Source organism: Streptomyces sp. YPW6, from assembly GCF_018866325.1.
Classification (GTDB): Bacteria; Actinomycetota; Actinomycetes; order Streptomycetales; family Streptomycetaceae; genus Streptomyces.
This window is the reverse complement of record NZ_CP076457.1, coordinates 2,367,636-2,394,630: the sequence shown is the minus strand read 5'-3', so window position 1 is coordinate 2,394,630 and position 26,995 is coordinate 2,367,636. Positions and strand designations below refer to the sequence as shown.

The 26,995-nt window shown below is 71.2% G+C and carries 24 protein-coding genes; 14 read left to right on the top strand and 10 right to left on the bottom strand.

All coding sequences use genetic code 11. From position 1 onward, the window contains the following. Positions 1-59 precede the first annotated feature (59 nt). Entirely contained in the window at positions 60-1,406 is a 1,347-nt protein-coding gene (locus KME66_RS10360) for a nucleotide disphospho-sugar-binding domain-containing protein (protein WP_216321239.1), read from the top strand. A gap of 77 nt (positions 1,407-1,483) precedes the next feature. On the opposite strand, the gene KME66_RS10355 is transcribed toward KME66_RS10360, so the two are convergent. Beyond that, positions 1,484-3,028: an alpha/beta fold hydrolase gene (locus KME66_RS10355; RefSeq protein ID WP_216321237.1), complete on the bottom strand. Its 1,545-nt coding sequence runs from the start codon at positions 3,026-3,028 to the stop codon at positions 1,484-1,486. Between the two features lie 160 nt (positions 3,029-3,188). On the opposite strand from KME66_RS10355, the gene KME66_RS10350 reads away from it, so the two are divergent. The 4 genes from KME66_RS10350 to KME66_RS10335 all read left to right on the top strand — a co-directional run bounded on the left by KME66_RS10350 (position 3,189) and on the right by KME66_RS10335 (position 8,605). Continuing rightward, on the top strand, positions 3,189-3,551 hold the full coding sequence (locus KME66_RS10350) for a VOC family protein (RefSeq protein WP_216321235.1): 363 nt from the start codon (positions 3,189-3,191) through the stop codon (positions 3,549-3,551). Between the two features lie 215 nt (positions 3,552-3,766). Then, complete coding sequence (locus KME66_RS10345) at positions 3,767-6,154, top strand: excinuclease ABC subunit UvrA (RefSeq protein WP_216321232.1); 2,388 nt, start codon at positions 3,767-3,769, stop codon at positions 6,152-6,154. A gap of 91 nt (positions 6,155-6,245) precedes the next feature. After that, positions 6,246-7,226 carry a dTDP-glucose 4,6-dehydratase gene (gene rfbB, locus KME66_RS10340; RefSeq protein ID WP_216321229.1) on the top strand — a complete coding sequence of 327 codons (981 nt, stop codon included), beginning with the start codon at positions 6,246-6,248 and terminating at the stop codon, positions 7,224-7,226. Next, the gene (locus tag KME66_RS10335) at positions 7,223-8,605 is read left to right on the top strand and encodes an NDP-hexose 2,3-dehydratase family protein (protein WP_216321227.1); all 1,383 of its coding nucleotides are present in this window, start codon (positions 7,223-7,225) and stop codon (positions 8,603-8,605) included. Before rfbB ends, KME66_RS10335 begins: the two co-directional genes overlap by 4 nt. 154 nt (positions 8,606-8,759) lie before the next feature. On the opposite strand, the gene KME66_RS10330 is transcribed toward KME66_RS10335, so the two are convergent. Together KME66_RS10330 and KME66_RS10325 are read right to left on the bottom strand one after the other, a co-directional pair. Beyond that, complete coding sequence (locus KME66_RS10330; RefSeq protein WP_253208285.1) at positions 8,760-9,254, bottom strand: carboxymuconolactone decarboxylase family protein; 495 nt, start codon at positions 9,252-9,254, stop codon at positions 8,760-8,762. A gap of 69 nt (positions 9,255-9,323) precedes the next feature. After that, positions 9,324-10,097, bottom strand: a complete 774-nt coding sequence (locus KME66_RS10325) for a gamma-glutamyl-gamma-aminobutyrate hydrolase family protein (RefSeq protein ID WP_216321221.1) — start codon at positions 10,095-10,097, stop codon at positions 9,324-9,326. Between the two features lie 229 nt (positions 10,098-10,326). Between KME66_RS10325 and KME66_RS10320 the strand changes: the two genes are divergently transcribed. The 3 genes from KME66_RS10320 (at position 10,327) to KME66_RS10310 (ending at position 13,518) form a co-directional block, all read left to right on the top strand. Continuing rightward, positions 10,327-11,250: an ABC transporter ATP-binding protein gene (locus tag KME66_RS10320; RefSeq protein WP_216321218.1), complete on the top strand. Its 924-nt coding sequence runs from the start codon at positions 10,327-10,329 to the stop codon at positions 11,248-11,250. After that, positions 11,247-12,083, top strand: coding sequence for an ABC transporter permease (locus KME66_RS10315; RefSeq protein WP_253208284.1), 837 nt, complete (start codon positions 11,247-11,249; stop codon positions 12,081-12,083). Before KME66_RS10320 ends, KME66_RS10315 begins: the two co-directional genes overlap by 4 nt. Before the next feature lie 142 nt (positions 12,084-12,225). Continuing rightward, a complete protein-coding gene (locus tag KME66_RS10310; RefSeq protein ID WP_253208283.1) occupies positions 12,226-13,518 on the top strand; it encodes a nuclease in 1,293 nt (430 codons plus the stop codon). 76 nt (positions 13,519-13,594) lie between these two features. On the opposite strand, the gene KME66_RS10305 is transcribed toward KME66_RS10310, so the two are convergent. Together KME66_RS10305 and KME66_RS10300 are read right to left on the bottom strand one after the other, a co-directional pair. After that, positions 13,595-14,464, bottom strand: coding sequence for a helix-turn-helix transcriptional regulator (locus KME66_RS10305; RefSeq protein ID WP_216321216.1), 870 nt, complete (start codon positions 14,462-14,464; stop codon positions 13,595-13,597). A gap of 265 nt (positions 14,465-14,729) precedes the next feature. Next, positions 14,730-15,374, bottom strand: a complete 645-nt coding sequence (locus KME66_RS10300; RefSeq protein WP_216321213.1) for a glyoxalase — start codon at positions 15,372-15,374, stop codon at positions 14,730-14,732. A 316-nt stretch (positions 15,375-15,690) separates the two neighbouring features. On the opposite strand from KME66_RS10300, the gene KME66_RS10295 reads away from it, so the two are divergent. Together KME66_RS10295 and KME66_RS10290 are read left to right on the top strand one after the other, a co-directional pair. Beyond that, entirely contained in the window at positions 15,691-15,927 is a 237-nt protein-coding gene (locus KME66_RS10295) for an acyl-CoA carboxylase subunit epsilon (protein WP_216321210.1), read from the top strand. 116 nt (positions 15,928-16,043) lie between these two features. Further along, a complete protein-coding gene (locus tag KME66_RS10290) occupies positions 16,044-17,618 on the top strand; it encodes an acyl-CoA carboxylase subunit beta (protein ID WP_216329205.1) in 1,575 nt (524 codons plus the stop codon). A gap of 388 nt (positions 17,619-18,006) precedes the next feature. Here the strand turns inward: KME66_RS10290 and KME66_RS10285 are convergent, their stop codons facing one another. The 3 genes from KME66_RS10285 to KME66_RS10275 are packed head-to-tail and all read right to left on the bottom strand — an operon-like array spanning position 18,007 to position 19,243. Further along, complete coding sequence (locus tag KME66_RS10285; RefSeq protein ID WP_216321207.1) at positions 18,007-18,474, bottom strand: iron chaperone; 468 nt, start codon at positions 18,472-18,474, stop codon at positions 18,007-18,009. Between the two features lie 58 nt (positions 18,475-18,532). Next, positions 18,533-18,814 carry a hypothetical protein gene (locus KME66_RS10280; protein ID WP_216321204.1) on the bottom strand — a complete coding sequence of 94 codons (282 nt, stop codon included), beginning with the start codon at positions 18,812-18,814 and terminating at the stop codon, positions 18,533-18,535. Positions 18,815-18,832: 18 nt separating this feature from the next. Further along, positions 18,833-19,243 (bottom strand): VOC family protein, encoded by a 411-nt coding sequence (locus tag KME66_RS10275; protein WP_216321199.1) that lies wholly within the window; start codon positions 19,241-19,243, stop codon positions 18,833-18,835. Positions 19,244-19,684: 441 nt separating this feature from the next. Between KME66_RS10275 and KME66_RS10270 the strand changes: the two genes are divergently transcribed. Next, positions 19,685-20,122, top strand: a complete 438-nt coding sequence (locus tag KME66_RS10270) for an NfeD family protein (RefSeq protein WP_073215174.1) — start codon at positions 19,685-19,687, stop codon at positions 20,120-20,122. A gap of 67 nt (positions 20,123-20,189) precedes the next feature. Next, positions 20,190-21,311 (top strand): SPFH domain-containing protein, encoded by a 1,122-nt coding sequence (locus KME66_RS10265; RefSeq protein ID WP_216321196.1) that lies wholly within the window; start codon positions 20,190-20,192, stop codon positions 21,309-21,311. Between the two features lie 81 nt (positions 21,312-21,392). On the opposite strand, the gene KME66_RS10260 is transcribed toward KME66_RS10265, so the two are convergent. Continuing rightward, complete coding sequence (locus KME66_RS10260) at positions 21,393-21,641, bottom strand: SCO4226 family nickel-binding protein (RefSeq protein ID WP_073215169.1); 249 nt, start codon at positions 21,639-21,641, stop codon at positions 21,393-21,395. 268 nt (positions 21,642-21,909) lie between these two features. Between KME66_RS10260 and KME66_RS10255 the strand changes: the two genes are divergently transcribed. Both KME66_RS10255 and KME66_RS10250 read left to right on the top strand, forming a co-directional pair. Further along, a complete protein-coding gene (locus KME66_RS10255; RefSeq protein ID WP_216321193.1) occupies positions 21,910-23,220 on the top strand; it encodes a hypothetical protein in 1,311 nt (436 codons plus the stop codon). Further along, entirely contained in the window at positions 23,210-24,193 is a 984-nt protein-coding gene (locus tag KME66_RS10250) for a hypothetical protein (protein WP_216321191.1), read from the top strand. The genes KME66_RS10255 and KME66_RS10250 overlap by 11 nt, the downstream gene beginning before the upstream one ends. Positions 24,194-24,228: 35 nt before the next feature. Here the strand turns inward: KME66_RS10250 and KME66_RS10245 are convergent, their stop codons facing one another. Continuing rightward, on the bottom strand, positions 24,229-26,907 hold the full coding sequence (locus KME66_RS10245) for a glycosyl hydrolase family 65 protein (RefSeq protein WP_216321189.1): 2,679 nt from the start codon (positions 26,905-26,907) through the stop codon (positions 24,229-24,231). Between the last annotated feature and the right edge of the window lie 88 nt (positions 26,908-26,995).

Here is a 26,995-nt window from a genome sequence, read left to right as displayed (position 1 = left end):
GGAAGGGACGACACGCGGGGCGCCCCTCGCCCCGCTTCCCCTGACCGAAGGAATCCGTCGTGCGCGTGCTCATCGTCCCGTTCCCGTTCAGGAGCCATCTCTTCAACCTGGTGCCGCTGGCCTGGTCCCTGCAGACCGCCGGGCACGAGGTACGGGTGGCCGGGTGGCCCAATCTTCTCGACGCCGTGACCGGCGCCGGCCTCACGGGGGTGGGCGTGGGGCCCGGCGAGACCGCGCGGGAGCAGGAGGCCGGCGACCGGTCGCAGCAGCGGGAACGCAGGGCGGCCCCGCCGATTCCGGGGCGCGGGCCCGGCGGGGCGGGGGGCCTCGACCCGCTCTTCGACGTACGGCCCGACCGTGAGCGGCTGGGCTGGGAGCAGGTCACACGGGTCTTCGACGACCTGGTGCTGCCACAGGCCCGCAGGTCGAACGACTCCATGATGGAGGACCTGGTCGAGCTGGCCCTGGACTGGAAGCCCGACCTGGTGCTGTGGGGTGCGAAGGCCTTCGCCGGCGCGATCGCCGCCGCCGCCGTGGGCGCGGCGCACGCCCGGGTGCTGTATTCGGTCGACGTCTACACCCGGATGCGGGAGGACTTCCTGCACGCCAAGGCGCGGCAGCCGGAGCACGACCGGGCCGACCCCCTCCAGGAGTGGCTGACGGACTGGGTGGAGAAGTACGGCGGCGAGTTCTCCGAGGACCTGGTGAACGGGCAGTTCACGATCGACCCGCTCCCCGCCGCGTTCCGGCCCGATCCGCGGCCGACGACGATCCCGGTGCAGTTCGTCCCCTACAACGGACCTACCGTCATGCCCCGTTGGGCCGCGGAGCCACCGCGTGCGCCGCGCGTCCTGATGACCTTCGGCGACAACGCCGACGACCGGTCGGCGCGCCGGCTGCTGTCGGTCGAACGGATCCAGGACATCCTCGACTCGGTGGGCGACCTGGACATCGAGCTGGTGCTCTCGCTGCCCCGGCAGTCCCAGGAGGAGTTGAGCCGCGTCCCGGCCAACACCCGTCTCGTGGAGTCCGTACCGCTCGCGGAGGTGCTGCCGGGCTGCTCGGCGATGGTGCACCACGGTGGGACGTGGTCGTTCGGCTGCACGCTGCGGTCCGGGGTGCCGCAACTGCTCGTCAGCCGGGCGTTCGACGCGCCGCTGAAGCTCCGGTGCCTGGAGCGGACGGGCGCGGGGCTCACCATGCGGCCCTCGGACGCCGACGGTCCCGCGGTACGCGAGGCGCTGCTGCGGCTGCTGGAGGACGAGACGTTCCGGGCCGGCGCGCGGCGGCTCCAGCGGGAGGTTCTCGCGACGCCGGCGCCGGGCGACCTGGTGCGCACCCTTGAGGACCTGGTCCTGGCTCATCGTGCGGCGGCCCACCGGGCCGGCGCGTCCGTCGGCCGCTGAGGCCACCGAACGAAGACACCGGCGGCCGACGGGTGGCGATGCCCCGTCGGCCGCCGGACGCCTTGCCCGGGTTCCGGTCAGGCGGTGGGCACCGGGTCCGGAGCCGCCGCGCAGGTCGCGTCGGTGCCCCACCCGGCGGCCGGCCGGGTGCCGTCCCGCAGGAAGTTGCTGACGTGGGTGTTCAGGCAGGTGTTGTTGTTCGCGGAGAGGGCCGCGCCGACGCTGTGGCCGCCCTTCTCCAGGATGAGCCGGGAGTTCGGGAACAGCGCGCGCGTCTGGTAGGCGCCGATGAGGCCGTGCGCGGCGTCGAACTGCGGCTGGACGATGAGGACTTCCACGTTGCTGTTACCGACCTGGACGGGCGTCTTGGACGGCACCGGCCAGAAGGCGCAGGGCGCGGTGTACCAGGCGTTGGTCCAGGTGAGGAACTTGACGCCGAGGGCGTACTGCGACGCGTAGGCCATGCTGTAGGAGGTCCAGCCCTTCGGCCAGGGGCCGTCGGTGCAGTTGACCGCGTTGGTCATGGTGTGGCGGTTCTGGTGCGGGAAGCCCGGGTCCGAGTAGTTCGCCTTCAGCGACGTCGGGTCGTCGTCGACGACGAAGTCGGAGAGGATCTTCGCGCGGTTCATCCAGATCCAGTGCCGGTAGACGACCGGCTCGAAGACATCGGCCCACTCGGCCGGGCCTATCTCGCCGTCGACGGGCGCGGCGCGGAGCTTGTCCTGGCCCTCGTAGTACTTGGCTTCGACCTGTGCGGCGGTCGTGCCCAGATGGTAGACGCTGTCGTACTTGGCGACCCAGGCGAAGAACAGGTCGGCGTTCTGCTCCGACGTGAAGTTCTTGCTGAACTGGTTCAGGAATCCGACACCGGTCGGGTTGGCGACGCTGTCCAGGAGCAGCCGCTTGACCCGGTTCGGGTACAGGGTGGCGTAGACCGAGCCGAGGTAGGTGCCCCAGTCGGTGCCGAAGAAGGTGATCTTCTCCTGGCCGAGAGCGATGCGCATCCGGTCCAGGTCGCGCGCCGCGTCCTTGGTGGTCAGGTGCTTGAGCACGTCGCCGTACTGCTGGCCGCAGCTCTCGGCGTACGCCTTGGCGCGGTTCGCCCATGCCTGCTCGGCGGCCGAGGAGGTCGGCACCGGGTCCGGCTGGGCTTGGCCCGGGTTGATGTAAGAGGGGTCGCAGACGACGGCCGGCTCGCTGGCGCCCACACCGCGCGGGTCGAAACCGATCCAGTCGTAGGCGCTGCCGACGTCGGAGGCGAGACCGGTGGTGCCCTTCGCGTAACGCGTGGGAAGGTCACGGCCGATGCCTCCGGGCCACTGGCCGCGGTTGAGGATGACGACGCCCTGGTAATCGGCCTCGGCGACCGTGTGCTTGGCACGGGTCAGCGCGAGCTTGATCTTCTGTCCCGAGGGATCGTCGTAGTCGAGCGGCACCTCGAGCGTGCCGCAGTCGAGGCCCTTGAGCATGGGGCCGAGTACCGGGTCGTTCTCCGTGCACGGAGCCCATGCGAGGGTGCCGGCGTTCTGCGTGACGGCGGTCTGAGCCGCCGCGACCGGAGTGAGGACCGGGCTCACCAGACCGGTCACGATCACCGTGGTGACCAATGCGAGCTTCTTCACGTGATTCCCCTTCTGAATACAGCGCGCTCGCAGCCTGACAACCGAACCTCCATTTCCGGTCAACGGCGGCTGGAATCCCATCAGGGCACTATCAGAGAAGCGCCGCGTCGGCGCTCTAATTAACATGCGAGGAGGAGATCCCGACCCCAGGAGTAACCGAATGAGCACGGCCGAATCTTCCGTGCAGGCGATCAAGACCGTCCTGCATCCCGTCAAGGACCTCGCGGTGGCGCGGGGGGTGTACACCGCCCTGCTCGGCACCGAACCGCAGACCGTCTCCGACTTCTACGTCGGCTACGACATCGCAGGTCAGCACATCGGTCTGGTGCCGGGCGCCGGTACCCAGGGCATGTCCGCACCGGTCGCGTACTGGCACGTGCCGGACATCGAGGAGAAGCTCGCCGAGGTGACCGCGGCGGGTGCCGCCGTCCAGAACCCGGTCGCCGACGTCGGCGGCGGGCGCCTTGTCGCGACCGTCACGGACATCGACGGCAACGTTCTCGGACTTCTTCAGGACAACTGAGGCGAAAAGCTTCTCGATTCTTCGCAAAACCTTCGCGATTCCGGCTCCCGGCCTCCTCGTGTCCCTCTCGCGGCCGACTCGAATCCCACGTGAGCCCCACTCGGATGTTTTCCCGAGCGGGGCTCAAGCCGTTTGCGAGCGGCCGCCGAGCCCGTCACGGCACCCTCTCCGGACGGGCCGGGCGACCACGGCCCGGTCCTCAGCCAGGGAGACCCATGAGCCAGGAATCCGCCTCCGTCCACCGTCACGACCGGATCCGGGTGCACGGCGCGCGCGTCAACAACCTCAAGGACGTCGACGTCGAGATCCCCAAGCACCGGCTGACGGTCTTCACCGGCGTCTCCGGATCCGGCAAGAGCTCCCTGGTGTTCGGCACGATCGCCGCCGAGTCACGGCGACTGGTCGACGAGACGTACAGCGCCTTCGTCCAGGGCTTCATGCCGACGCTTCCCCGCCCCGACGTCGACCTCCTCGAAGGTCTGACCACCGCGATCGTCGTCGACCAGCGGCGCCTGGGCTCCGACCCCCGTTCCACCGTCGGCACGGTCACCGACGCCAACGCCATGCTGCGCGTGCTCTTCAGCCGGCTCGGCACCCCCCACGTCGGCCCGCCCAGCGCCTTCGCCTTCAACGTCCCGCGCCGCACGGCGAGCGGCGCCATGAACGTCGACAAGGCCGGCGGCAAGCGGATCGTCGTCCGCAAGGCCGTCTACCACGGCGGAATGTGCCCCCGCTGCGAAGGCCGCGGCACCGTCTCCGACATCGATCTCGCCCAGCTGTACGACGACACGCGCGCCATCGGCGACGGGGCGTTCACCATCCCCGGCTGGCGGCAGGAAAGCTTCTGGACCACCCGCGTCTACGCCGAGTCCGGCGTCCTCGACCCGCGCAAGCCCATCCGCGACTTCTCCGAACGGGAGATGCGCGAGTTCCTCCACGGCGAGCCCCGCAAGGTGAAGGTCGACGGGGTCAACCTCACCTACGAGGGCCTCCTTCCGAAGCTCCGGAAGTCGATGCTGTCCAAGGACCGGGAGTCGCTCCAACCGCACATCCGGGCCTTCGTCGACCGGGCCGTCGCCTTCACCACCTGCCCCGACTGCGCGGGCACCCGGCTCTCCGCCGAGGCCAGGTCCTCGAAGATCCACGGGATCTCGATGGCCGACGCCTGCGCGATGGAGATCAGGGACCTCGCCACCTGGGTGCGCGGTCTCGACGACCCCTCGGTCACGCCGCTGCTCGCCTCCCTGCTCCACACACTGGAGTCGATCGTGGAGATCGGACTCGGCTACCTCTCCCTGGAGCGGCCCGTCGGCACCCTGTCCGGCGGCGAGGGCCAGCGCGTCAAGATGATCCGTCACCTCGGCTCCGCGCTCACCGACACCACGTACGTCTTCGACGAGCCGACCACCGGCCTCCACCCGCACGACATCGCCGGCATGAACGAACTGCTGCTCCGGCTGCGCGACAAGGGCAACACCGTCCTCGTCGTCGAGCACAAGCCGGAGGCCATCGCCCTCGCCGACCACGTCGTCGACCTCGGTCCGGGCGCCGGCGCCGACGGCGGCCGGGTGCTGTACGAGGGCACCCTCGACGGACTGCGCGCGAGCGGCACCCCGACCGGCCGCTGCCTCGGCCAACGGATCGGTCCGAAGGCGACCGTACGCGAGCCCACGGGGTACCTGGAGATCCGCGGCGCCGCCACACACAACCTCCAGGACGTCGACGTCGACCTTCCGCTCGGCGTGCTCTGCGTCGTCACCGGCGTCGCCGGATCCGGCAAGAGCTCCCTCGTCCACGGTTCGGTGGCACGCCGGGACGGCGTGGTGGCCGTCGACCAGTCGCCGATCAAGGGCTCCCGGCGCAGCAACCCCGCCACGTACACCGGCCTCCTCGACCCGATCCGTACGGCCTTCGCGAAGGCCAACGGCGTGCGGCCGGGGCTCTTCAGCGCCAACTCCGAGGGCGCCTGCCCCACCTGCAACGGTGCCGGCGTCCTCCACACCGACCTCGCGATGATGGCCCAGGCCGCCACCACCTGCGAGGACTGCGAGGGGAGGCGCTTCGACAACTCCGTCCTGGAGTACCTCTTCGGCGGCCTCGACATCAGCGAGGTGCTCGCGATGCCGGTCCACGAGGCCCTGGAGTTCTTCGGCGCGGGCGACACCCGCGTCCCCGCCGCCCACCGCGTCCTGCGGCGCCTCTCCGACGTCGGCCTCGACCACCTCTCCCTCGGCCGGCCGCTCACCACCCTCTCCGGCGGTGAGCGCCAGCGGCTGAAACTCGCCACGCACCTGGGCGAGAAGGGCGGGGTGATCGTCCTGGACGAGCCGACCTCCGGACTCCACCTCGCCGACGTGGAACGGCTGCTCCGGCTCTTCGACCGGCTCGTGGACGCGGGAAGGTCCGTCATCGTCGTCGAGCACCACCAGGCCGTGATGGCACACGCCGACTGGATCGTCGACGTCGGCCCCGGCGCCGGCCAGGACGGCGGCCGGATCGTCTTCGAAGGCACCCCGGCCGAGCTGATCGCCGGCCGCGCCACACGCACCGGTGAACACCTGGCGGCCTACGTCGGCCGTTCACTCCTCGAACCAGCCATCTGAAAGACGCCCCATCGCACGGCACCCCATCTCCTCACCGCAAAGGGCACAGGAACATGTCTCGAACGTGGAACTCCGACTGCGACGTGATCTCATGAGAATCCTCGTCACCGGCGGCGCCGGATTCATCGGCTCCCACTATGTACGGACCATGCTCGACGGGGGATACCCGGGATACGAGGACGCGCACATCACCGTCCTCGACGCACTCACCTACGCCGGCAACCGGGAGAACCTCCCCGCCGCGCACCCGCGGCTCACCTTCGTCCGGGGCGACATCCTCGACCGCGCCCTGCTCCACAGCGTGCTCGAAGGCCAGGACGCGGTGGTTCACTTCGCGGCCGAGAGTCACGTCGACCGGTCCATCGAGAGCGGTGCCGCGTTCGTCCGCACCAACGTGGAGGGCACCCAGGCCGTCATGGAGGCAGCCCTCGCGGTCGGCGTCGGGCGGGTCGTGCACATCTCCACGGACGAGGTGTACGGTTCCATCGACGAGGGTTTCTGGACCGAGGAGTCCCCGCTCCTCGCCAACTCCCCGTACGCGGCCTCCAAGGCCTCCTCCGACCTCATCGCGCTCGCCTACTTCCGCACTCACCGGCTGAACGTCTCGGTCACCCGCTGCTCCAACAACTACGGGCCGTACCAGCACCCCGAGAAGTTCATCCCGCTCGCGGTCACCAACCTTCTCGAAGGCCGTCGCATCCCCGTGTACGGGGACGGACAGCAGATCCGCGAGTGGCTCCACGTCGACGACCACTGCCGTGCCGTGCAGCGCGTCCTGACCGGCGGCCGGGCCGGCGAGGCGTACAACATAGGCTCCGGCTCAGCCGTGCCGAACCTGACGCTCGCCCACCGGATCGTCGAACTCTGCGGGGTGGACGTCGACATGATCGACCATGTCACCGACCGCAAGGGACACGACCGCCGCTACGCCCTCGACCAGTCCAAGATCGAGAAGGAGCTCGGCCACCGGCCCCTCACCTCCTTCGACCGCGGCCTCGCCGAGACCGTCGCCTGGTACCGGGACAACCCGCGATGGTGGAAGCCGGTCAAGGAGAGCGGGGGCCGGGCATGAGTCCCCGGACCCGCCTCGTCCCGCGCTCGCGTGCCGGGACCACCGAGCGTCTCGCCCGCTCGGCCGCGACGACGCGGGGCGCCCACCGCACGACCGCCGAGATCCTGGAGTGGCTCGACTTCCACCGGGTCACCTGCGGCACCGAGATCCGGAGGATCCCCTTCGCCGGGCTCGACAACTGGTCCTTCGCGCCGGACACCGGCAACCTGCGCCACAGCAGCGGAGCGTTCTTCACCATCGAGGGCCTGCGCGTCGACCGGCCCGACGGCTCATGGCAGCAGCCGATCATCGTCCAGCCGGAGATCGGCATCCTCGGCATCCTGGCCCAGGAGTTCGACGGGGTCCTCCACTTCCTCATGCAGGCCAAGATGGAGCCCGGCAACCCCCATCTGGTGCAGCTCTCGCCCACCGTGCAGGCCACGCGCAGCAACTACACCAAGGCCCACGGCGGCGCGGCCGTGAAGTACCTGGAGCACTTCCTGGAGCCCGACCGGGACCGGGTCCTCACCGACGTCCTCCAGTCCGAGCACGGCGCCTGGTTCTACCGGAAGCGCAACCGGAACATGATCGTCGAGGTCGACGCCGGTACCTCCGTACCCGTCCACGACGACTTCGCCTGGCTGACGCTCGGCCAGATCGTGGAGCTGCTCGCCCTGGACAACGTGGTGAACATGGACGCGCGGACCGTCCTCGCGAGTGCCCCCATGGCACCGCAGGAGGACGGCGCGCTGTCCTCCGACGGCGGGCTGCTCACCTGGTTCACCGGCGAGCGGGCCCGCCAGGACGTCCGCGCCCGCCGTACGGCGCTGCGCGAGATATCCGGCTGGCGGCGGACGACCCACTCCATCCACCGCGAGGACGACCGGTTCTTCCGGGTCGTGGCGGTCTCCGTGGAGGGCGCGGGCCGCGAGGTCCGCGGCTGGACCCAGCCGATCATCGAGCCGGTCGGTCCCGGCCTGGTCGCCTTCGCGTGCCGCGTGTTCGACGGCGTCCCGCACGTCCTCGCGCACGCGCGCGTGGAGGGCGGATTCCTCGACGCCGTGGAGCTCGCGCCGACCGTGCAGTGCGTGCCGTCGAACTACGCGCACCTGCCGGCCGGGCAGCGCCCGCCGTTCCTCGACGTGATCCTGGACGCCGCGCCCGAACGGATCCGCTACGCCACGGTCCACTCGGAGGAGGGCGGCCGGTTCCTCAACGCCGAGAGCCGCTATCTGCTCGTCGAGACCGACGAGGCGACGACGCCGGCCGAGGCGCCGCCCGGCTTCCACTGGGTGACCCCGGGCCAGCTCAACTGGCTCGCCGGACACAGCCGTTACGTCAACGTACAGGCGCGCACGCTGCTCGCGGTCCTCACCACCGCGAGCACGAAGGCGTTCTGATCCGACCCGAGAAGGGCCCCGGAGCTCCGGCTCCGGGGCCCCGGCGCTCGCGCCACGGCCCCGGTCGCGCGCCGGCCCGCGCAGCACGAAGGCCCTGTCCCGAGGGGATTCCCCACCGGGCAGGGCCTTCGTGCTGCGCGGGCCGATCGGGCCACTACTTGCTCGCAGCGAGCCGCGTGGTCATCGGGGTCCACGTCTTGGGGTTCACCCGCCAGTCGACCGGCTCCTGCTTCGTGGCGACGTTGACGCGGTTCCAGAGGTTCACCAGGCCGATGTGGAGCACCACGGCACCGAGCTGCTTCTCGTCCCAGTGCCGGGCGGCCTCGTCCCAGACCTCGTCCGAGACCGGGTTCTTCACATCGTTGATCCGCGTGGCGGCCTCGGCCAGCGCGAGCACCGAACGCTCGGCGTCGGTGAAGCAGGTCTGCTCCCTCCAGGTCTCCACCAGCGGCAGACGGAAGTCCTCCTCGCCGGCATCCTCGAACTCGCGCTTCTTCACGGGAAGCTGGACCGTACGGCCGTTGATCTGACTCACCCGCAGGTGGACGAGAACGAGCGTCTGCAACGGCACACCGACACTGTTGATGGCCTTGACCAGTGCCCGCATGGGGGGCAGGACATCGGGGACCACCAGCGACGGGTTAGGCATGCGCGGCGACATCTGTGTTTCTCCTTCTGATGGGGATGGAAAAAGCTTGCCCGCAGGGGCTTCCACTTCTCAAGTACGTGAAATTCCCGACGGCACGCCGAATTTCTGCGCGGCACCGGCGGCTTCGGCGAATGCGTGGTGCAGCCGCCGGTCGGCCGTGTATCCGGCTTCCCATTGCACCCCGACGGCGAAGGGGTGATGCGTCAGCTCGACCGCCTCGACGGTCCCGTCCGCCGCCCACGCGGTGACGGTGAGACCGTCACCGAGCCGCCCCACCGCCTGGTGGTGGTGGCAGGCCGACTCCGGCGCGTCCTCGTCGAGGACGCCGGCGATACGGCTGCCGGCCATGAGCCTGAGCGGGTGGCGCCCGAGCGTGAAGGACGACGTGCCCGGCCGGTGACCGTCGTGACCGGTGACGTCCGGAAGATGCTGATGGAGCGAGCCTCCGTGCAGCACGTTGAGGAGTTGCATGCCGCGGCAGATGCCCAGGACGGGCAGCCCGGCGTCGAGTGCCGCCCTGAGCAGGGCCAGTTCGACCCGGTCGGCATCCGGGGTCATGGCCCGGGTGACCGGGTGCGCGGCCTCACCGTACAGCGCCGGGTCGATGTCCGGCCCGCCCGGGACGAGCAGGCCGTCGACCCGGTCGACGAGCCGCTCGACGCCGGGCAGCTGCGGCAGGAGCACCGGGGCGCAGCCCGCTTCGGCGAGGTAGGCGACATGAGCCTGGAGTGCGAGGCTGACGACCAGGTCGGAGCCGTGGAGTGTGACCGGCGAGGTCCGCGCGACGATCCCGATGACGGGACGCCGGGGCGTCTCCGCCGGGCCGTTCCGAGTTGAATTCATGACCACCCTTCGGGGTTTTCGGGTTCAACTGAGGAAAAGAAGCAGACGAAACAGACGTCCGCAGGGGCGGGCCTGTCGTCAGAAAATATCCACGAGCGTGAATCCGAGCGCCGTGTTCAACCCCGGACCGGGGCTCACCACTACTGAACGGAATGCCGTTCCTGGTAACACAGGGTCGGGATCTTGTTGTCTCCCGATTCCTCTCGCAGCCCCTTCACCTGAGGTGACCATGATCGAGGCCAAGAACATCACGAAACGCTACGGCGACAAGATCGCCGTGAACGACTTGTCGTTCAGGGTCGAGCCCGGGCGCGTCACCGGCTTCCTGGGCCCCAACGGCGCGGGCAAGTCCACCACGATGCGGCTACTCCTCGGCCTGGACCGGCCCGACTCGGGTGAGGCCACCATCAACGGCGTGGCCTACCGCGACCTCGCGCAGCCGATGCGGGTGGTCGGCGCACTCCTGGAGGCGCGCGCCGTGCACACCGGCCGCAGCGCCTACGACCACCTGCTCTGCCTCGCGCAGACCCAGGGCCTCAGCAGGCGCCGGGTGGAGGAGGTCATCGAGCAGGTCGGCCTGGGGTCGGTGGCGCGCAAGCGCGCGGGCGGCTTCTCCCTCGGTATGGGCCAGCGGCTCGGCATCGCCGCCGCGCTGCTCGGCAACCCGTCCGCACTGCTCCTGGACGAGCCGGTCAACGGTCTGGACCCGGAGGGCATCCTCTGGATCCGCGGCCTGATGAAGTCGCTGGCGGCCGAGGGCTGTGCCGTCTTCGTCTCCAGCCACCTCATGAACGAGATGGCCGTCACCGCCGACCACCTCATCGTCATCGGCCGCGGTCAGCTGGTCGCCGACTGCTCCACGGAGGAGTTCATCGAGCGCAGCACCGAGCAGTCCGTCCTGGTGAAGACCCCCGACCGGGAGAAGCTCTCCGCACTGCTCAAGGCGGAGGGCGCCACCGTCGTCGAGGTCGGGGGCGACCTGAACGTCGTCGGTCTCGAAGCCCCCCGCATCGCCGAACTCGCCGTTGCCGACGGCCTGGTCCTCCACGAACTCTCGACCAGCCGTGGCTCGCTGGAGGACGCCTTCATGGAACTGACCAAGGACGCCGTCGAGTACGACGCCGTCGTGCCCGCCACCGGAGGCGCGAAGTGACCACCCTGACCACCCCCGCCTCGACCGCCGCCGCCGGCACAGGGCACAGGCCGGGCTTCGGACAGCTGATGCTCTCGGAGTGGACGAAGATCCGCTCGGTGCGCTCGACGGTCTGGTCGCTGGCCATCCTGGTCGTGGTGTCCCTGATCTTCACCGCGCTCTTCATGCAGATGGGGGTCGCGAACTGGGACAAGACCGAGCCGGCCCAGCAGGCCGAGATGCGACTCGACCCCACCGGCACGATCCTGGGCAGCGGCATCCTGCTCAGCCAGCTCGCGGTCTGCGTGCTCGGGGTGATGGTCATCGCCTCGGAGTACTCCACGGGCATGATCCGCGCCAGCCTGCTCGCCGTCCCGAAGCGCGTCCCGGTCCTCGCGGCCAAGACCGCCGTCTTCGGCCTCCTGGTCCTCGTCGTCGGCGAGGTGACCGCGTTCGGCTCGTTCCTCATCGGCGCGCCGCTCCTGGAGGAGAAGGCGCCGGTCGCGCTCGGCGACCCGGGCGTCCTGCGGGCCGTCGCGGGCACCGGCCTCTACCTGGCCCTGCTCGGTCTGTTCGCCCTCGCCGTCGGCGCGATCATCCGGCACACGGCCGCGAGCATCACCGGTGTCATCGGATTCGTCCTGGTGCTCACGCCGATGGCGGCGCTGCTGCCCGGCAAGATCGGCACGTACGTCTTCGCCTACCTGCCCACCCAGGCCGGCTTCATGATGACTCAGCAGCAGGCACGCGCCGGCGACGTGCTGGGGCCCTGGCAGGGAATCGGGGTCTTCGCCCTGTGGACCGCCGCGCTGCTGGCCGTCGCCGCGGTGCTGCTGCGCCGCAGGGACGCCTGATCCCCCCGCTCACCGCGGGTGTCCGCCGATCCGGCGGGCACCCGCGGTGTGGTGTTTCCAGGAAGCGTCCACCTCTCCTCGACTGCGGCTGAAGACCGCTCTGCGAATCTCTGAACAGCGGCAGCGGAGAGGGAGGGACAGAATGGCTCACAGCAGTGCCCAAGCCGTCCTGATGACAAGCGCGTTCAATTCCGCCAGAGCGGAGTTCGCCGACTCGTCGGGGCGCGGTGAACTCGATCTGAGGAACCTCGAGAATCTGCCCGCGCACGACGTTCCCGTCAGTGCTCTGTCGGCGGGCGTGTCCTTGCGGCGGGGCGGTACGGACGCCGCCCACATCCAGTCGCTCGTCGACGTGGCGGGTACGGCGGAACTCCCGCCCATTCTGGTCAGGACGGACGGCTACCTCGTCATCGACGGCCTGCACCGGCTCGAGGTCGCGCGGCTCCGGGGCGACACCACCATCAAGGCGCGCCTCGTCGACTGCTCGAACTCCGAAGCGCTCGTCATCGCCATGAAGGTGAACGGCTCGCACGGTCTGCCGCTGTCGAAAGCGGACCGTGTGGCCGGCGCCCAGCGCGTCCTGGGCTCACATCCCGACTGGTCCGACCGCGCCATCGCGGGCATCACCGGTCTGAGCGCGAAGACGATCGCCTCGCTGCGCGGCCGCGCGGGGGAGGCGACGCCGCTCGACGGCAAGCGCATCGGCCGGGACGGCCGCAGGCGTCCGGTGGACGCGGGCGAGGGCCGGCGGCGGGCCGCCGAGTACATCGCCGCGCACCCGAACGCGCCGCTGCGCCAGGTCGCCCGTGACACCGACGTGTCGCTCGGCACCGTCCACGACGTGAGCGCGCGGCTGCGGCGCGGCGAGGCCCCGGAGCGGGACGGCCGCCAGTCGGCCGCCGCACGGGAGCCGGTCGCCACGACCGTACCGCGGGACCTCGCCGATGAGCCAGGCCCGTTCGGCCTCCCCGGCCACCCGGCGGAGCCCGGTCGCCCCACGCACCCGGTGCCGTCCGTCCGGCCGCTCCGCCCGCCCCGGGCCGCGCCGTCCGTGTGGTCCGTGCCGCCGGTGGGCAACGCCGAGGGAGCGGCGCGTACGGCTCCGGCGCCGGGCGGCGCGTCCAGGGCCCCGCTGCGGATGGCGACCGGCGCGGACGCCGTACCGCAGCGCAGGAACCACACCGAGGTGCCGCCCGCGTGGGCGACGGTCGCGGCGAAGATGTCCAGCGACCCGGCCATCCGCTACACGGCCGGCGGCCGGGAGTTCCTCCGCTGGATGCAGGCGCACGCCACCGACCCGAGCGAGGAGTGGCGCGACCTGGTCGACGCGGTCCCCGCGCACTGGGTCGGTGTCATCGCCCCGATCGCCGAGCGCATCGGCCGTGAGTGGCACCTGCTCGCCGAACAGCTCAAGACCAGGCAGGACATGGCGTAAACCGGCCGGCCCCGCCCGTCCGGCGGGCAGGGCCGACCGGCGGGCAGGGCCGACCGGCGGCAGGGCCGGCCGGCGGTCAGGATCCGGCCCGCTCCGGCCGCGGCGCCGCGGACACCACGCTGAGACGGCCGGCGGCCGGGCGCCCCCCGACCGCCGGCTCGCCTTCCGGCTGTACGGAGGCGCAGCCGGGACGGGACACGACCTCGGCCTGCGGGACGAGTTCGGGCAGCGCCAGCAGGATCGGCGGATCGGTGGCCCGTACGGGCCGCAGCCGGACGGCGGCGCTCACGATGCCGTCGGCGGTGACGGGCACGGTCGACGGACCGCGCCCCGCGACGAGGGTGGTCCGCCGGGTACGGGCCTCGGGCCCGAGGCCCTCGGCGACCGCCACCGCGAGCAGGTGCCACTCCCCGTCGGGAACGTTCCGGAGCGAGTAGCAGGACGGCCGACCGGCCGGTACGTCGACGACGGTCGAGGCGACGGCCGGGTGCTGGACCACGGGTGTGGCGAAGGCCCCGAGGAAGACGCGCGCGTTGCCGTGGCCGGCCGGGAGGCCGAGGGTGCCCGCGACCGTGCCGTGCCCGTCCCGTGGGTCGGGCCTCGGGCCCGGCGGTCCGTCTCCGCCGTCCCGCGTCATCCGCCGGTACCCGCTCGGGGAGATCCCGACGCCGGACGTGAACGAGTTGGTGAAGGACCCCAGGCTGTTGTAGCCGACCGCGTAGGAGACGTCGGTGATGCTCATCGAGGTGTGCTCGATGAGCCGCTTCGCCTCGTGAATGCGAACCGCTGCCAGGAATCTTCCGGGTGTGATTCCGGTCGTCTCCTTGAACAGTCGCGTGAAATAGAAGCGACTGAGACGGGCACTTTCGGCGATGTCGGCGAGAGTAAGCGGCTCGCGATAACGTTTCCGAATGTACTCGGTCGCCCTTTCCGTCGCATTTTCCATACGCACCTCACTACGTCTCGATCCAGGCAGCAGGGTCGCGTGACGGCATCGCGCAAAACTCGAAGAACACTCGTGAGATGTTCACTTGCGATTTCACCCTGGGCATGCTCGGGCGAATAGGGGGAGAGACGGCGTGAGGTGCGGCCCCGTGCCGGATCCGCTTTCCTGTCCCGGATTCCCTCCCGCACGCGGGGTGGGTTTCCTGTCCCGGACTCTCTCCCGCACGCGGAGTGGGACAGGACGGTGCGGATGGGCAGGGGCGGGGTCAGGCCGGCGTGGGGGCTTCCCAGACGAAGCCGTCCGGGTCGGTGAAGGCGGCGGTGGTGCCACCGAGGACGATGAGGTGGGAGCCGGTGCCTTCGGCGTTGACGCCGAGGTCCTTGGCCAGCCCGCGGCGCTTGTACAGCGCCAGCTTGACGCGGCCGGACTGAGCGGGGGCGAATTCGGCGTACTTGCCGCCGAAGCTCTTGGCCACGGTCATGCCCCGACCGACGTAGAACTGCTTGGTGGCCTTCACGTCCTCCACACCGAGGAGCAGGACGAACTCGTCGATGTCACGGGTGGCGGGGCCGGTGTCCTTCTTCGCCGAGGTCGCGATCTTCCAGATCGTCCCGTCCGGGGCCTGGATGACGCCGCCGTAACCCCACAGGGACTTCACGGCGGGCTTCACCTCCTCGCCGCCGGCGTCCACGGCCGCGGCGATGAAGGCGTCGACAGTGGCGGGCCCCGACACCGTGAGCGCCAGGGTGAAGCCGCGGAAGCCGGTCGAGTGCGTCTCGGACGCCCGCAGGCTCAGGTACGCGTCCACGCCGAAGGCGCGGTAGAAGCGGCGGGCGCCCTCAAGGTCGGCCACCTCAAGGGTGACGGAAGTGAGGGTCGTGTGGGCTGCGGTGGATGTGGTGGTTGCCATGTCCCTCACACTAGGGGCCGGTCGGGGGCCGGGGCTTCTCGATTCCTGACCGGTCCCTTCCCGACCGGTCCCTTTCTGACGGGTCCTTTCCTCACCGGTCTTTTCCTCACCGGTCCCGCTTCTCCTCCGGTCCCGCCGCCTGCCCGGCCACGCGCGTGGGCATCTTCTTTGTCGTGATCGCCGTATCCGCGTCACGGGCGGCGTCTCCCGGCCGCGTCTCACGAACCCTCGTGGCTGTCCCGGGCGACTCTCCAGCGCGACCGGACCATTCCTTTAGGCAGGTGACGGACGGTGGAGAAGGCGTGAAGGAGGCCAGATGGGCGATTTCGACACCGCGCCCGTGTTCCGGGTGGAACACGGGCGGGCCAGCGACGAGGAACTGGCCGCGGTCGCCGTCGTGCTGTGCTCACTGCTGGCGGGGCGGGACGAGGGGAAGAGCGGTAACGGCGACGCGCGGTCACCCGAGACCCCTCTGTGGGCGCCGGCGCGGGCCGGCGCGGTCTACCGCTCTCCGTACAGCTGGCGCCAGGAGCCGGCTGCTTCACGCGGCTGATTCGTGTGCGCGCCATGCCCCGTCCCGACAGACCGCACCAGCGGTTCGTGTGGTGGGGCGCCGATCGGGCCGCACGTTGAGAGAGGGAGGGACGCGTCGTGACAGTGGTGGACAACATTCCCCGAGCCTCCGCGGAGGCGACGGGCGCTCACGGGCCCGTCGCCGAGCTGCACGCGGTCCGTGCACGGGCCGCGGCCGGTCCGAGCGAGCGTGCGACCGAGGCGCAGCACGCCAAGGGCAAGCTGACCGCGCGCGAGCGCATCGAGCTGCTTCTCGATCCGGGTTCCTTCAACGAGGTCGAGCAGTTGCGCCGGCACCGGGCCACCGGGTTCGGCCTGGAGGCCAAGAAGCCCTACACCGACGGTGTGATCACGGGCTGGGGCACGGTCGAGGGCCGGACGGTCTTCGTCTACGCGCACGACTTCCGGATCTTCGGCGGGGCGCTGGGCGAGGCCCACGCGACGAAGATCCACAAGATCATGGACATGGCCATCGCCGCGGGTGCCCCCCTGGTGTCGCTGAACGACGGCGCCGGCGCCCGCATCCAGGAGGGCGTCTCCGCCCTGGCCGGGTACGGGGGCATCTTCCAGCGCAACACCAGGGCGTCCGGGGTCATCCCGCAGATCAGCGTGATGCTCGGCCCGTGCGCCGGCGGCGCCGCGTACAGTCCGGCGCTGACGGACTTCGTGTTCATGGTCCGTGAGACCTCGCAGATGTTCATCACCGGCCCGGACGTCGTCAAGGCGGTCACCGGTGAGGAGATCACCCAGAACGGCCTGGGCGGCGCGGACGTGCACGCGGAGACCTCGGGCGTGGCGCACTTCGCGTACGACGACGAGGAGACCTGCATCGCCGAGGTCCGCTACCTCCTGTCGATGCTCCCGCAGAACAATCGCTCCTGCCCGCCGCCCGTCGCCTCCGACGACCGGGCCGACCGCCGGTCGGAGGTTCTGCTGGATCTGGTGCCGACGGACGGCAACCGTCCGTACGACATGCACCAGGTGATCGAGGAACTCGTCGACGACGGCGACTACCTGGAGATCCACGAACGCTGGGCCCGCAACATCATCTGCGCCCTGGCCCGGATGGACGGGCAGGTCGTGGGGATCGTGGCGAACCAGCCGCAGTCGCTGGCCGGGGTCCTGGACATCGAGGCGTCGGAGAAGGCCGCCCGCTTCGTGCAGATGTGCGACGCGTTCAACATCCCGATCGTCACCCTGCTGGACGTCCCCGGCTTCCTGCCGGGCGTCGACCAGGAGCACGGTGGGATCATCCGCCACGGCGCCAAGCTCCTGTACGCCTACTGCAACGCCACCGTGCCGCGGATCAGCCTGATCCTGCGCAAGGCCTACGGAGGCGCCTACATCGTCATGGACTCCCAGTCCATCGGCGCCGACCTCACCTACGCCTGGCCCACCAACGAGATCGCCGTGATGGGCGCCGAGGGCGCCGCCAACGTCATCTTCCGCAGGCAGATCGCGGAGGCCGAGGACCCCGAGGCCATGCGGACCCGCATGGTCAAGGAGTACAAGGCCGAACTCATGCACCCCTACTACGCGGCCGAGCGCGGCCTCGTCGACGACGTCATCGACCCCGCCGACACCCGCCAGGTACTCATCGCCTCGCTCGCCATGCTCCGCACCAAGCACGCCGATCTGCCGTTCCGCAAGCACGGCAACCCGCCGCAGTAGGAAGGGCACCCCCGACGGCCGGTCGGCGACGCGCGGTTCGCCCCCGGCTTCGGGGGCGTCGGCGTGGGCGCACCTGAACGGACGGCGTGGACCTTGCGGGCGCGGTGGACACGGGGGAGAACTCCCGTACGGGCGGTGCACTGGACACGCCCCGCGGAATCCCGCTCGCCGGAGCCGCCGGCCGGCCGGGCCTTCACGGTGCCCCCGGGCGGCGGCGGGACGGTGTCGCGGGTCCCTGCCGAGGACGCCGCCCAGCCGCCGGCCGCCGCGATCGAGCGAGCGGGGCCGGGCGGGCGAGTCGTCCTCGTACAGCGTCGTCGACGACCTTCCTCCGCTCCTCCGGGACCACCGCGCGGGGACGCGGGCCCGACCGGCGGGGCGTCCGTCGTCAGGCGGTGGCCTTCTTGATGAGCGTCTCGATGCGGGCCTCGACCTCGGGGGTGAGGGCGGAGAGGGCGAAGGCGGTGGGCCACATGTCGCCGTCGTCGAGGGTGGCCGGGTCGTTGAAGCCGAGGGTGGCGTAGCGGGCCTTGAACTTGGCGGCGCTCTGGAAGAAGAGGACGACCTTGCCGTCCTTGGCGTAGGCGGGCATGCCGTACCAGGTCTTGGGGGTCAGGCCGGGGGCGACCTTCTTGACCAGGGCGTGGACGCCCTCGGCCAGGACGCGGTCCTCCTCGGCCATCTCGGCGACCTTGGCGAGGAGGTCGGCCTCGCCGTCGGCCTTGGCGGCGCTCTTGGAGCGGGTGCCGCGGGTCTTCGCGCCCTTCAGCTCCTTCGCGCGGTCCTTCATCGCCTCCCGCTCGTCCTCGGTGAAGCCGTCGTAGGACTTGGCGGTGTCGGTGCTCTTGGTAGCCATGGTTGTTCCCCTCGTTCGTGGTTCTTCCTGGTCTTTCCCTGCTGATCTCACCCTAGGATCACAGCGCTCCCGCGTGCTTCTCGGAAACTGCCCGACCGTCGAACGCCGCCGACCGGCTCGCACGCAGGGCGGTGACGAAGGCGTAGGGGGTGGTGCCGTACGCCGTGGTGAACGTGCGGTGCAGGGTCTCCGCGGTGAGGCCCGTCATCCGGGCGAGGGCCGGTATGTCGAGCGGGCGGTTGTACTCGCGGTCGATGCGGTCGCGGATCCTGCGCAGATCCTTCAGTGCACGGAGACGTACCGCCTCGGTGCGGGCCGCGGCCCATGCGGGCTGGCACATGTCGGTCCCCCCTGGGGTTCAGCCGAGTTCCTGGATGCGGATCAGATTGCCCGCCGGGTCGCGGAAGGCGCAGTCGCGGACGCCGTACGGCTGCCGTGTCGGCTCCTGGACGACCTCGGTGTCGCCGGCGGAGACCTCCCGGAAGACGGCGTCGAGGTCGGGGGCGGCGAGGAGGATCCAGCCGTACGTGCCCTTGGCCATCATCTCGGTGATGGTGCGGCGCTCGTCCCCGGTGATGCCCGGGTCGGCGGCCGGCGGGGCGAGGAGGATCGAGGTGCCGGGCTGTCCGGGCGGGCCGACTGTGATCCAGCGCGTCCTTCCCTGGCCGACGTCGGACCGGACCTCGAAGCCGAGGACGTCGCGGAAGAAGGCGAGGGACGCCTCGGGGTCCTCGTGCGGGAGGACGGTGGTATGAATCGTGAGGTCCATACAGATCAAGCTAGTTGGCCAGGAGACGGGGCGCTTCTCCAATCCTGACTTTCTCCGTCCCTTCTTCTTCCTTCTCTCTTTCCTCCTCCCGCCGGAAAGCCCGGGACCTCTTCGTGCCCGCACCCCACCTCGTCTGGTCCGCGAGCAGCCTCGCTGTGGCGAACGGCGAGAGGCACCCCGGGACGAGGACCGCGGCCGAGGGGTTGTACCCGGCGTCGAACGAGCCGTTCCAGCCGTTGCCCACCGGCGCCGCCGTGGTCTTCTCCGCCGCACCGGAGGTGAGGTGGGCCGCTGCCGGGCGGAGGGACAGTCGGCGGGGTCCGCTTCCTCGTTCCAGGCCCCGGTTCACGCGCCCCGATCGTAGATCGATCAGGCTGGGCGGTTCCGTCCGGGGTCCGAAGGGGTACATGCTGAGTAGGTCCCCTTGGGGAGGCTGATTCGATGCCGTGGTTCGCATGGTTGCTCGCCGCCGCGGCGCTCGGCGCTGCGGAGTTCTTCACCCTGACGCTGGTCTTCGGGCTGCTGGCCGGCGCGGCCGTGGTCGCTGCCGTCGTGGCCGGCGTGGGCGTCGGCCTGCTCGGCCAGCTCGTGGCGCTCGGGCTGGCGGCGGCAGCGGGCCTCGCCCTCGTCCGCCCCATCGCGATGCGGCAGCTCTCCCAGGGGCCTCTGACCCGTGACGGCAGCGACGCGCTGATCGGCAAGCGCGCGGAGGTCGTCCAGGAGGTCACCGCGACCCACGGCCTGATCAAGCTCTCCGGCGAGGAGTGGACCGCCCGCGCCCTCGACGAGAGCCATGTGATCCCGGTGGGAGCCCTGGTGGACGTCATGGAGATCGAGGGCGCCACGGCCGTCGTCTATCCCCGTGAGCTCCTTCCGTGACCGGCTGAACACGCAGCGCTGAGCCCCCGGCGCCGCGCCCGCAGTGAGCAGCGATGGAGGAGGAAGCATGGATCCGGTGGTCATCCCGATTCTCGTGGCGGCGCTCGTCGTGGTGTTCCTCGTGGCGGCCACCGTGCGGATCGTTCCGCAGGCGCGCCGCTACAACATCGAGCGGTTCGGCCGGTACCGCAGAACCCTCCAGCCCGGTCTGAACTTCGTCCTGCCGGTGGCAGACCGGGTCAACACCAAGCTCGACGTGCGTGAGCAGGTGTATTCGTCCGACCCCAAACCGGTGATCACCGAGGACAACCTCGTGGTCAACATCGACACCGTCCTCTACTACCAGATCACCGACCCCCGGGCCGCCGCCTACGAGGTCGCCGACTATCTGCAGGCCATCGACCAGCTCACCGTCACCACCCTGCGCAACGTCATCGGCTCCATGGACCTGGAGGGGACGCTCACCTCGCGCGAGGAGATCAACGCCCGGCTCCGTGCCGTCCTCGACGACGCGACCGGCAAGTGGGGCATCCGGGTCAACCGGGTCGAGATCAAGGCCATCGATCCGCCGAACACCATCAAAGAGGCGATGGAGAAGCAGATGCGGGCCGAGCGCGACAAGCGTGCGGCCATCCTGCACGCCGAGGGCGAGCGGCAGGCCAAGATCCTCACCGCGGAGGGGACGAAGCAGAAGGACATCCTGGAGGCCCAGGGCACGCAGCAGGCCATGATCCTGCGTGCGGACGGCGAGTCGAAGGCCGTGGAGCTCGTCTTCCAGGCCGTCCACCGCAACAACGCCGACGCGAAGGTCCTGGCGTACAAGTACCTGGAGACGCTCCCGCATCTGGCGCAGAGCGACAACAACACCTTCTGGGTGATCCCGGGCGAGCTGACCGAGGCGATCCGCACCGTCACCACCGCGTTCGGCGACCAGTCGGCCGGGGCCGGGCCGTCCGTGTCCACGGAGCGGGCGGACACGGCGGCCTCCGCCGATGTCGCGGACGGCGACAAGGACAACGTCGGAGCGCCGGAGATCGAGCCGAACTCGACCCTCGCCCTGGACGCCGTCGCCGCCGCCGACGAGGCCGCGAAGCAGGCCGCCGCCGCGGTGAGCGACGCGAAGGCCGAGGCGGAGGCCGCGGGCGAGACCCGGGTGCCGGGGCGGAGGCCGGACACCGCCGGTAACTGACGGAAATCGGGAGCTGACGGAGATCCCGCAGGCGGGGCCGCCCTCAGGGGCGGCCCCGCCTGCGGGATCCTCGCGCCGCGGTCACACCGTCAGCGGTACCTCGTGGATCTCGTCCGCCGGATGGCCCGCGCGTTCGTGGATGTGCTGGACGGCGTCGGCCGAGGGCGCGGTGGACAGGCAGTAGACCGTGCCCGATTCCGGGTCCGCCCAGGCGCGTTCGAAATGGACGCCCTCCTCCTTCTCGATGGCCGTATCGGCCGCGTGTGCCTCCTTCAGGCCCGCGGACGTGATGCCCTTCATGCCGCGGTGGACATCCATGTACATGCCCATGGCTGGAACACCTCCGGATAGTCGGTCGTGCCTCTCTTCCATGCTGCACCCGATGCCGGGCGGAGTCGCGCCCTGACGTCCGTGCCGCGCCTCCACGCGCGGTTCCGCCGTCCCGGCCGGCTTCTGCGAGCCCCTTGAGCGGACCGTCACCGGGGCCTACCGGATGTCACGACCGCAGCGGACGTAAAGGCCTTGGTGCGGCTGCGCCCGTACGGCAGACTTGCCGAGCAACTCACTCAACGCGCAGGCGACTCGGGGGAATACGACGGTGGATCGCCGCCTGTCCGTGCTGGTGGCCGGCTACGGGGTGTGGAGCCAGGCGACCGTCCTGTTCTTCCTCGACCCGACGAAGCGCCAGGTCTCCGGCATCGTGCGGCCCGAGGCGACCGTGGGAGAGGTCCGGCTGCTGGGCCTCTCCCTCGAAGGCTTCGCGGTGCGCGACCTGGACCACGTACAGGGATGGCTGCCGCAGGTCGTCTTCCTGCTGCTGAGCGGTCTCCTCACCTACGGTGTGCTCCGCGCGGGCGCCGGAATCAGGCCGCGGTTCCGGAACGTCGTCGCCCTGGCCGGAGCCGGGTTGCTCGCCGCGGGGGTGGCGACGCTGGCCGGCCCCGCCCTGGATCCGGACGCCTACACCGCCCTGCCCTCCTACGATGACTGGCTGCTACGGGCCCGGAGGGGCGAAGTTCCCGGCGCTGCGGCCCAGTTCGCGCTGCTCACACTGTGGCTGCCGGTCCTGCTCTGGTTCCTGGTGTGGCGGTACCGGGAGTGGCAGCCCCTGCGGGTGTTCCTCAGGACCCGCGAGGACGCCGCGAGCGCCGGGAACGACAGGAAGCGCAGCAACGACAGGGGCGACGAGGACCGTGAGGGGCATGACCGGACCGGTCCGTCGCCGCCGGGTTCCTCCCGGGCCCGGCGCCATCTCCTCAGCGCCGGGCTGATTCCGGCCGTGCTGCTGACCGTGGCCGGGGCGCCGGTCCTGCGCCACATCCGGGTGAGCCATCTGTCGCAGGGAGCTCCGGGGTCTCCGGCCGCCTCGGTCACCTTCGATCCGGACGTGTGGGAGCCCTACCGGCCGTCGGCCGCGGTCGAGGAGTGGAGCGGTGTCCTCTATCCGGCGCTGCGTCTGCGTCCCCTCAGGACCGAGCTGCCCGGTGGCTGGATCGCGACTCTGGCGGTCTGCGGCATCTTCCTCCTGGCGCTGGCCGTGGCGCTTCGCGCACTGGCGCGGCGCGCGGCGGATGCAGGCCGGTGGCGCCCTGCGGCCCTCGTCGACCTGGCGATGAAGGGCTGGTACGCCACGGTCCTCGCGGCAGCCGTCGCCGCGGTCGTGGACGGCCGGGTGATGCGATGGTTCGCCCCGCGCGGCGAGAGCGGTCCGGCGGCCGAGCACCTGGGGGTGGCCCTCGGCGACGCCGTCCGGTTCGGGGCGGCCTGGGGGTGGACCACGGGGCTGGCACTCCTGGGCGTGGTTGTGATGATGAAGCGGCGTGCGGCGGCCCCCGCGGGCCCGCGGGCCGACGAGGACGAGGACCAGCCGGTCCCGGAGCGTGAGGAGCGGCCGCCCCATGGCGACTGACCGACGGGGGACCCGCAGGACGGGCGCACTCACCCGGGCGAGCGTACGCCGGGGGAGCGGGCGGCGAACCGCGCGCCCCGAGCGGGAGGAGAGCGCACGGACGACGGGCCGGCTGCGGTTCGTGACGAGCCCGACCACCTGGCTGCTGGGCATCCTGCTGGCCGTGGTGACCGTGACGTTCCAGGACGTCCTGACGGCGTCGGTGAAGACGATCCTGCCGCTGGACCGGGTGCCGGACCGGCTCTCACCGCAGAACGCCATCGACGTCGTCGAGGTCAGGGACGTCAAGGACTTCGGGTACTACGTGGTGCCTGACGCGGGGCGGGCCGAGGCCCGCGGGGACGGGAAGATCCTCGAAGAGATGGCGACGGGCGACGCCTGGCGGGAGGGCCGGAAGGTCGTCGACGCCGGGGCGGCGGACTGGATGATCACCGTGCAGGGCAGGGCCTCCCAGCAGGTCCGGATCACCGACATCGTGCCCGTACTGGAGGGAGGAAGGTGCGAGGAGCCGCTCGGTGGCAGCCTGGCGCACTTCCCCTCCCAGGGAGTCATGGACGTCATCCCGCTGGAGCTGGAGGTGGACGCTCCGCGCCCGCGCCTCAAGACCGTCGGCGAGGACGCCGCACCGTTCTTCACCGGCCCCGAGGCCAAGCACATCACGTTGAACCAGAACGAGACCGAGGCGTTCGTCGTCCACGCGACAGCCTCGACGGGGTACTGCCGCTGGCGGTACCGGGTGCACTACGAAATCGGCGGCAGCACGGCCGAGACGTTGATCAGCGGCCCCGGGGGCAGGCCCTTCGAGGTGACCGCGCGCATGACCGACGCGTCGGGATACCGGAAGGTCTACTTCCCATCGCTGGACTGCGTCCTCCCGGACTCGCGTCTGCGGCACACCTGGTACGAGCAGACCGGCGCCGAGTACGCCCGCGACCGCCGCAGCGGCAAGGTACCGCCCTGTCCCGAGAGCTGAGGCGGCCCCCCGGCCGGTAACCGCTGAGGCGTCCCCTACCGGCCCTCCGCCTCCACCCGCAGCTCCGCCACCCCCGCCGGCTTCTCCAGGTCCTGCGAGCGGACCGTCACGCGGACCTTCCTGGCCGTGTCACCCGCCAGGAAGGGGCGCCAGAAGCGGCCGTCCCGGGAGGTTTCCACCGTGTGGGACGCGGGCGGTACGTCGCTCCAGCGCGGAGTCACCGCCGCCAGCGCCAGCGGGCGCGGGCCCAGGTCCACCGTCAGGGTGCCCGCCGCGCCGTCGGGGGACCAGGATGTCGCCGGACTCCCGTCCACCGCCGCCTCCGCGTACCGGCCCGGGGCCTCGGAGGAGGCCGTCACCGGGCGGCAGCGCGCCACGTCGGCCGTCGGGGCCAGGTCCGGGCGGCGGGTGGGCAGGGTCAGCGTGGAGGCCAGGCTGCGCGGCCCTCCCTCCGTGTGGACCGTGAACGCAGTGCCCGAGGTCAGCCGGACCGTGGTCCTCCGGGGCCCGATGTGGACCTCGTACGTCGCGTCCCGGAACCGCAGGCCCTTCAGCGTGACGCCCTCGCGCAGCTGGGGCGGCAGCGTCGGATCCAGCCGTACGCCGTCCTCGCGGAGCCGGAGCCCCGTCAGGCCGTGCGTGAAGACCTGGAGGAAGCCGCCCTTGCCGGTCAGGAAGTCGTCGGCGGGGAAGCCGGACAGCGGGTCCTGCGAGCCCGACTTGTCGCCGCGCGCCTCGGAGAACAGGTGGTACGGGCCCCGCAGATACGGCCGTACAGCACGCTGGAGATACGTGTACGCCGAGCAGCCCGGCTCCCCGATGGCCGCCGCGTCGATCGCGTGCACCGAGTCCGTCATCGCCGGGCCGTCCGGGTCGGTGCGGGCCGCGTAGTAGTCCAGGGTGGCCGCCGCCGCGCCCGGCTCCATCGGCCACTCCAGGGGGTACGTCAGCAGGACCGCGTCCGCCTGCTTGATCCCGGAGCCGTTGTACCCCGCGTACTGGAGGAAGACCTTCTTCTCCGCGTCGTACGGGATACGGAGCCGGTCCGCGACCCGGTTCCACTCGGCCGGTGGCTCCTGGCCCAGGATGCGGGCCGCGCGGGTCGCGTGGCGCAGGGCGGTGGCGGCGACCGCGTTGGTGAACACCCCGTCGTCGACGCCGTTGCTGTACTCGTCGGGCCCCGCCACGTCGTTGACGGAGTAGCTGCCGTCCGCGTTCGCCGTGGCGCGCGACCGCCAGAAGTCGGCGATGCCCTTCAGGAGCGGCCAGCCGCGTGCCGCCAGCCAGTCGCGGTCGCCGGTGGCGAGGTAGTACTGCCAGACCGCCAGCGACACATCGCCCTGGAGGTGATTCTGGGTCAGGCAGTGCGGTGGGTCGACGCTGTGGCACTCGTCGTCCAGCCGGCCCCGGCTCGCGCTCGTCCAGGGGTAGAACAGGCCGTCGTACCCCAGCTTCCCGGCGTTGGCGCGGGCCGCGCCACGGGTGCGGTAGCGGTACTCGACGACCGAACGCGCCAGCTCCGGGCGGGTGGCGAGCAGCCCCGGGAACATCCACGTCTCGGCGTCCCAGAACACCAGGCCCGCGTAGTTGTCGCTGGTCAGACCGGCCGGGGCGATGCTGTCCGAGGAGCCGCGCCGGGTGCTCGCCAGCAGGCCGTACTGGGCCGAGCGCAGCCGCCCCTGCAACGCGCGGTCGCCCGGGACCAGGACGTCGGCGGACCAGGCCTCGCGCCAGGCCGTCTCGTTCGCCGCGAACACCCGGTCCCAGCCGCGCCGCGCCGCCCGGTGCGCCGCATCGCGGGCGTCCTCGGCCGGGGTGCGGGAGGTGAGGGCGGTGTCGACGCCGACGTACTTCTCGAAGGTGTACGTCCGGCCCGCGCGGACCGGGGTGGCTCGGGGGGACGTGCCGGCGCGCAGGGTCTCGACCACGCCCGAGCCGCGCCGCATCGCCTGCGCGATCGCCCCCTCGACGCCCGTGCCGAGCGTGCGGAACGTGCCGTTCTCGCGGAGCGTGATCCGGCGCGCGCCCCGCTCGTCGAGCCGGCCGGTGACGGTCGCGGCGCCGCTCCAGTGCGGGGTCATCCGCAGGCGTACGGCACCGGTGTGGACGTCGGAGCGGTCGGCCAGGACGTCGTAGGTGAGGTCGGTCGCGCGGCCGTCCGCCGTCGTCCACCGCAACGAGGTGCGCACGAGGCCGCAGGAGAGGAAGAGGGTCTGGCGGTAGTGCGAGATCCGGCCCGCCGGGGTGGCGTCGTCGAACGTCTCCCCGCCGACGCGGAGGCCGATGCCGGTCCAGCTCGGCAACGCGGCGGCCGCTTCCCGCCCCTCGGCGACGGACTTGTCCGCCGCGTACAGCCCGGAGACGAACGCGCCGTCGTAGCGGGGGGTGTAGAGCGGCCAGCCGGTCTTCTCTCCGGTGGCGGCGTACCCGGTGCCGGTGGCCGGCACCCGGTGGCCGAGATAGCCGTTGCCGACGTACGGGTCGTAGCCGCGGGCCTCACCGAAGCGGGTGGAGGACGGCGCCCAGGCGGGGTCGGAGGTGTTCCCGCAGGCGGGAGGCCGGCCGCCGGAGCCGGGCCCGGCGGAGTCGGACGGGCGGGCCTGACCGGGCGGCGGTACGGGGTCGGGCCCGGCGGCCAGGGCGATGGGCGACAGCGGGGCGATCAGGGCGGCGACGACCAGGGGCGCGAGGGCGGGGAAGCGCGGGAGGCTCACGGTACGACGGTAGGGAGGCGGCGGCGCGGTCCGCGGTCGCGGCACGCTCACCCCTCGCACGGGGCGTCCGCCTGCCCGCCGGATGGAG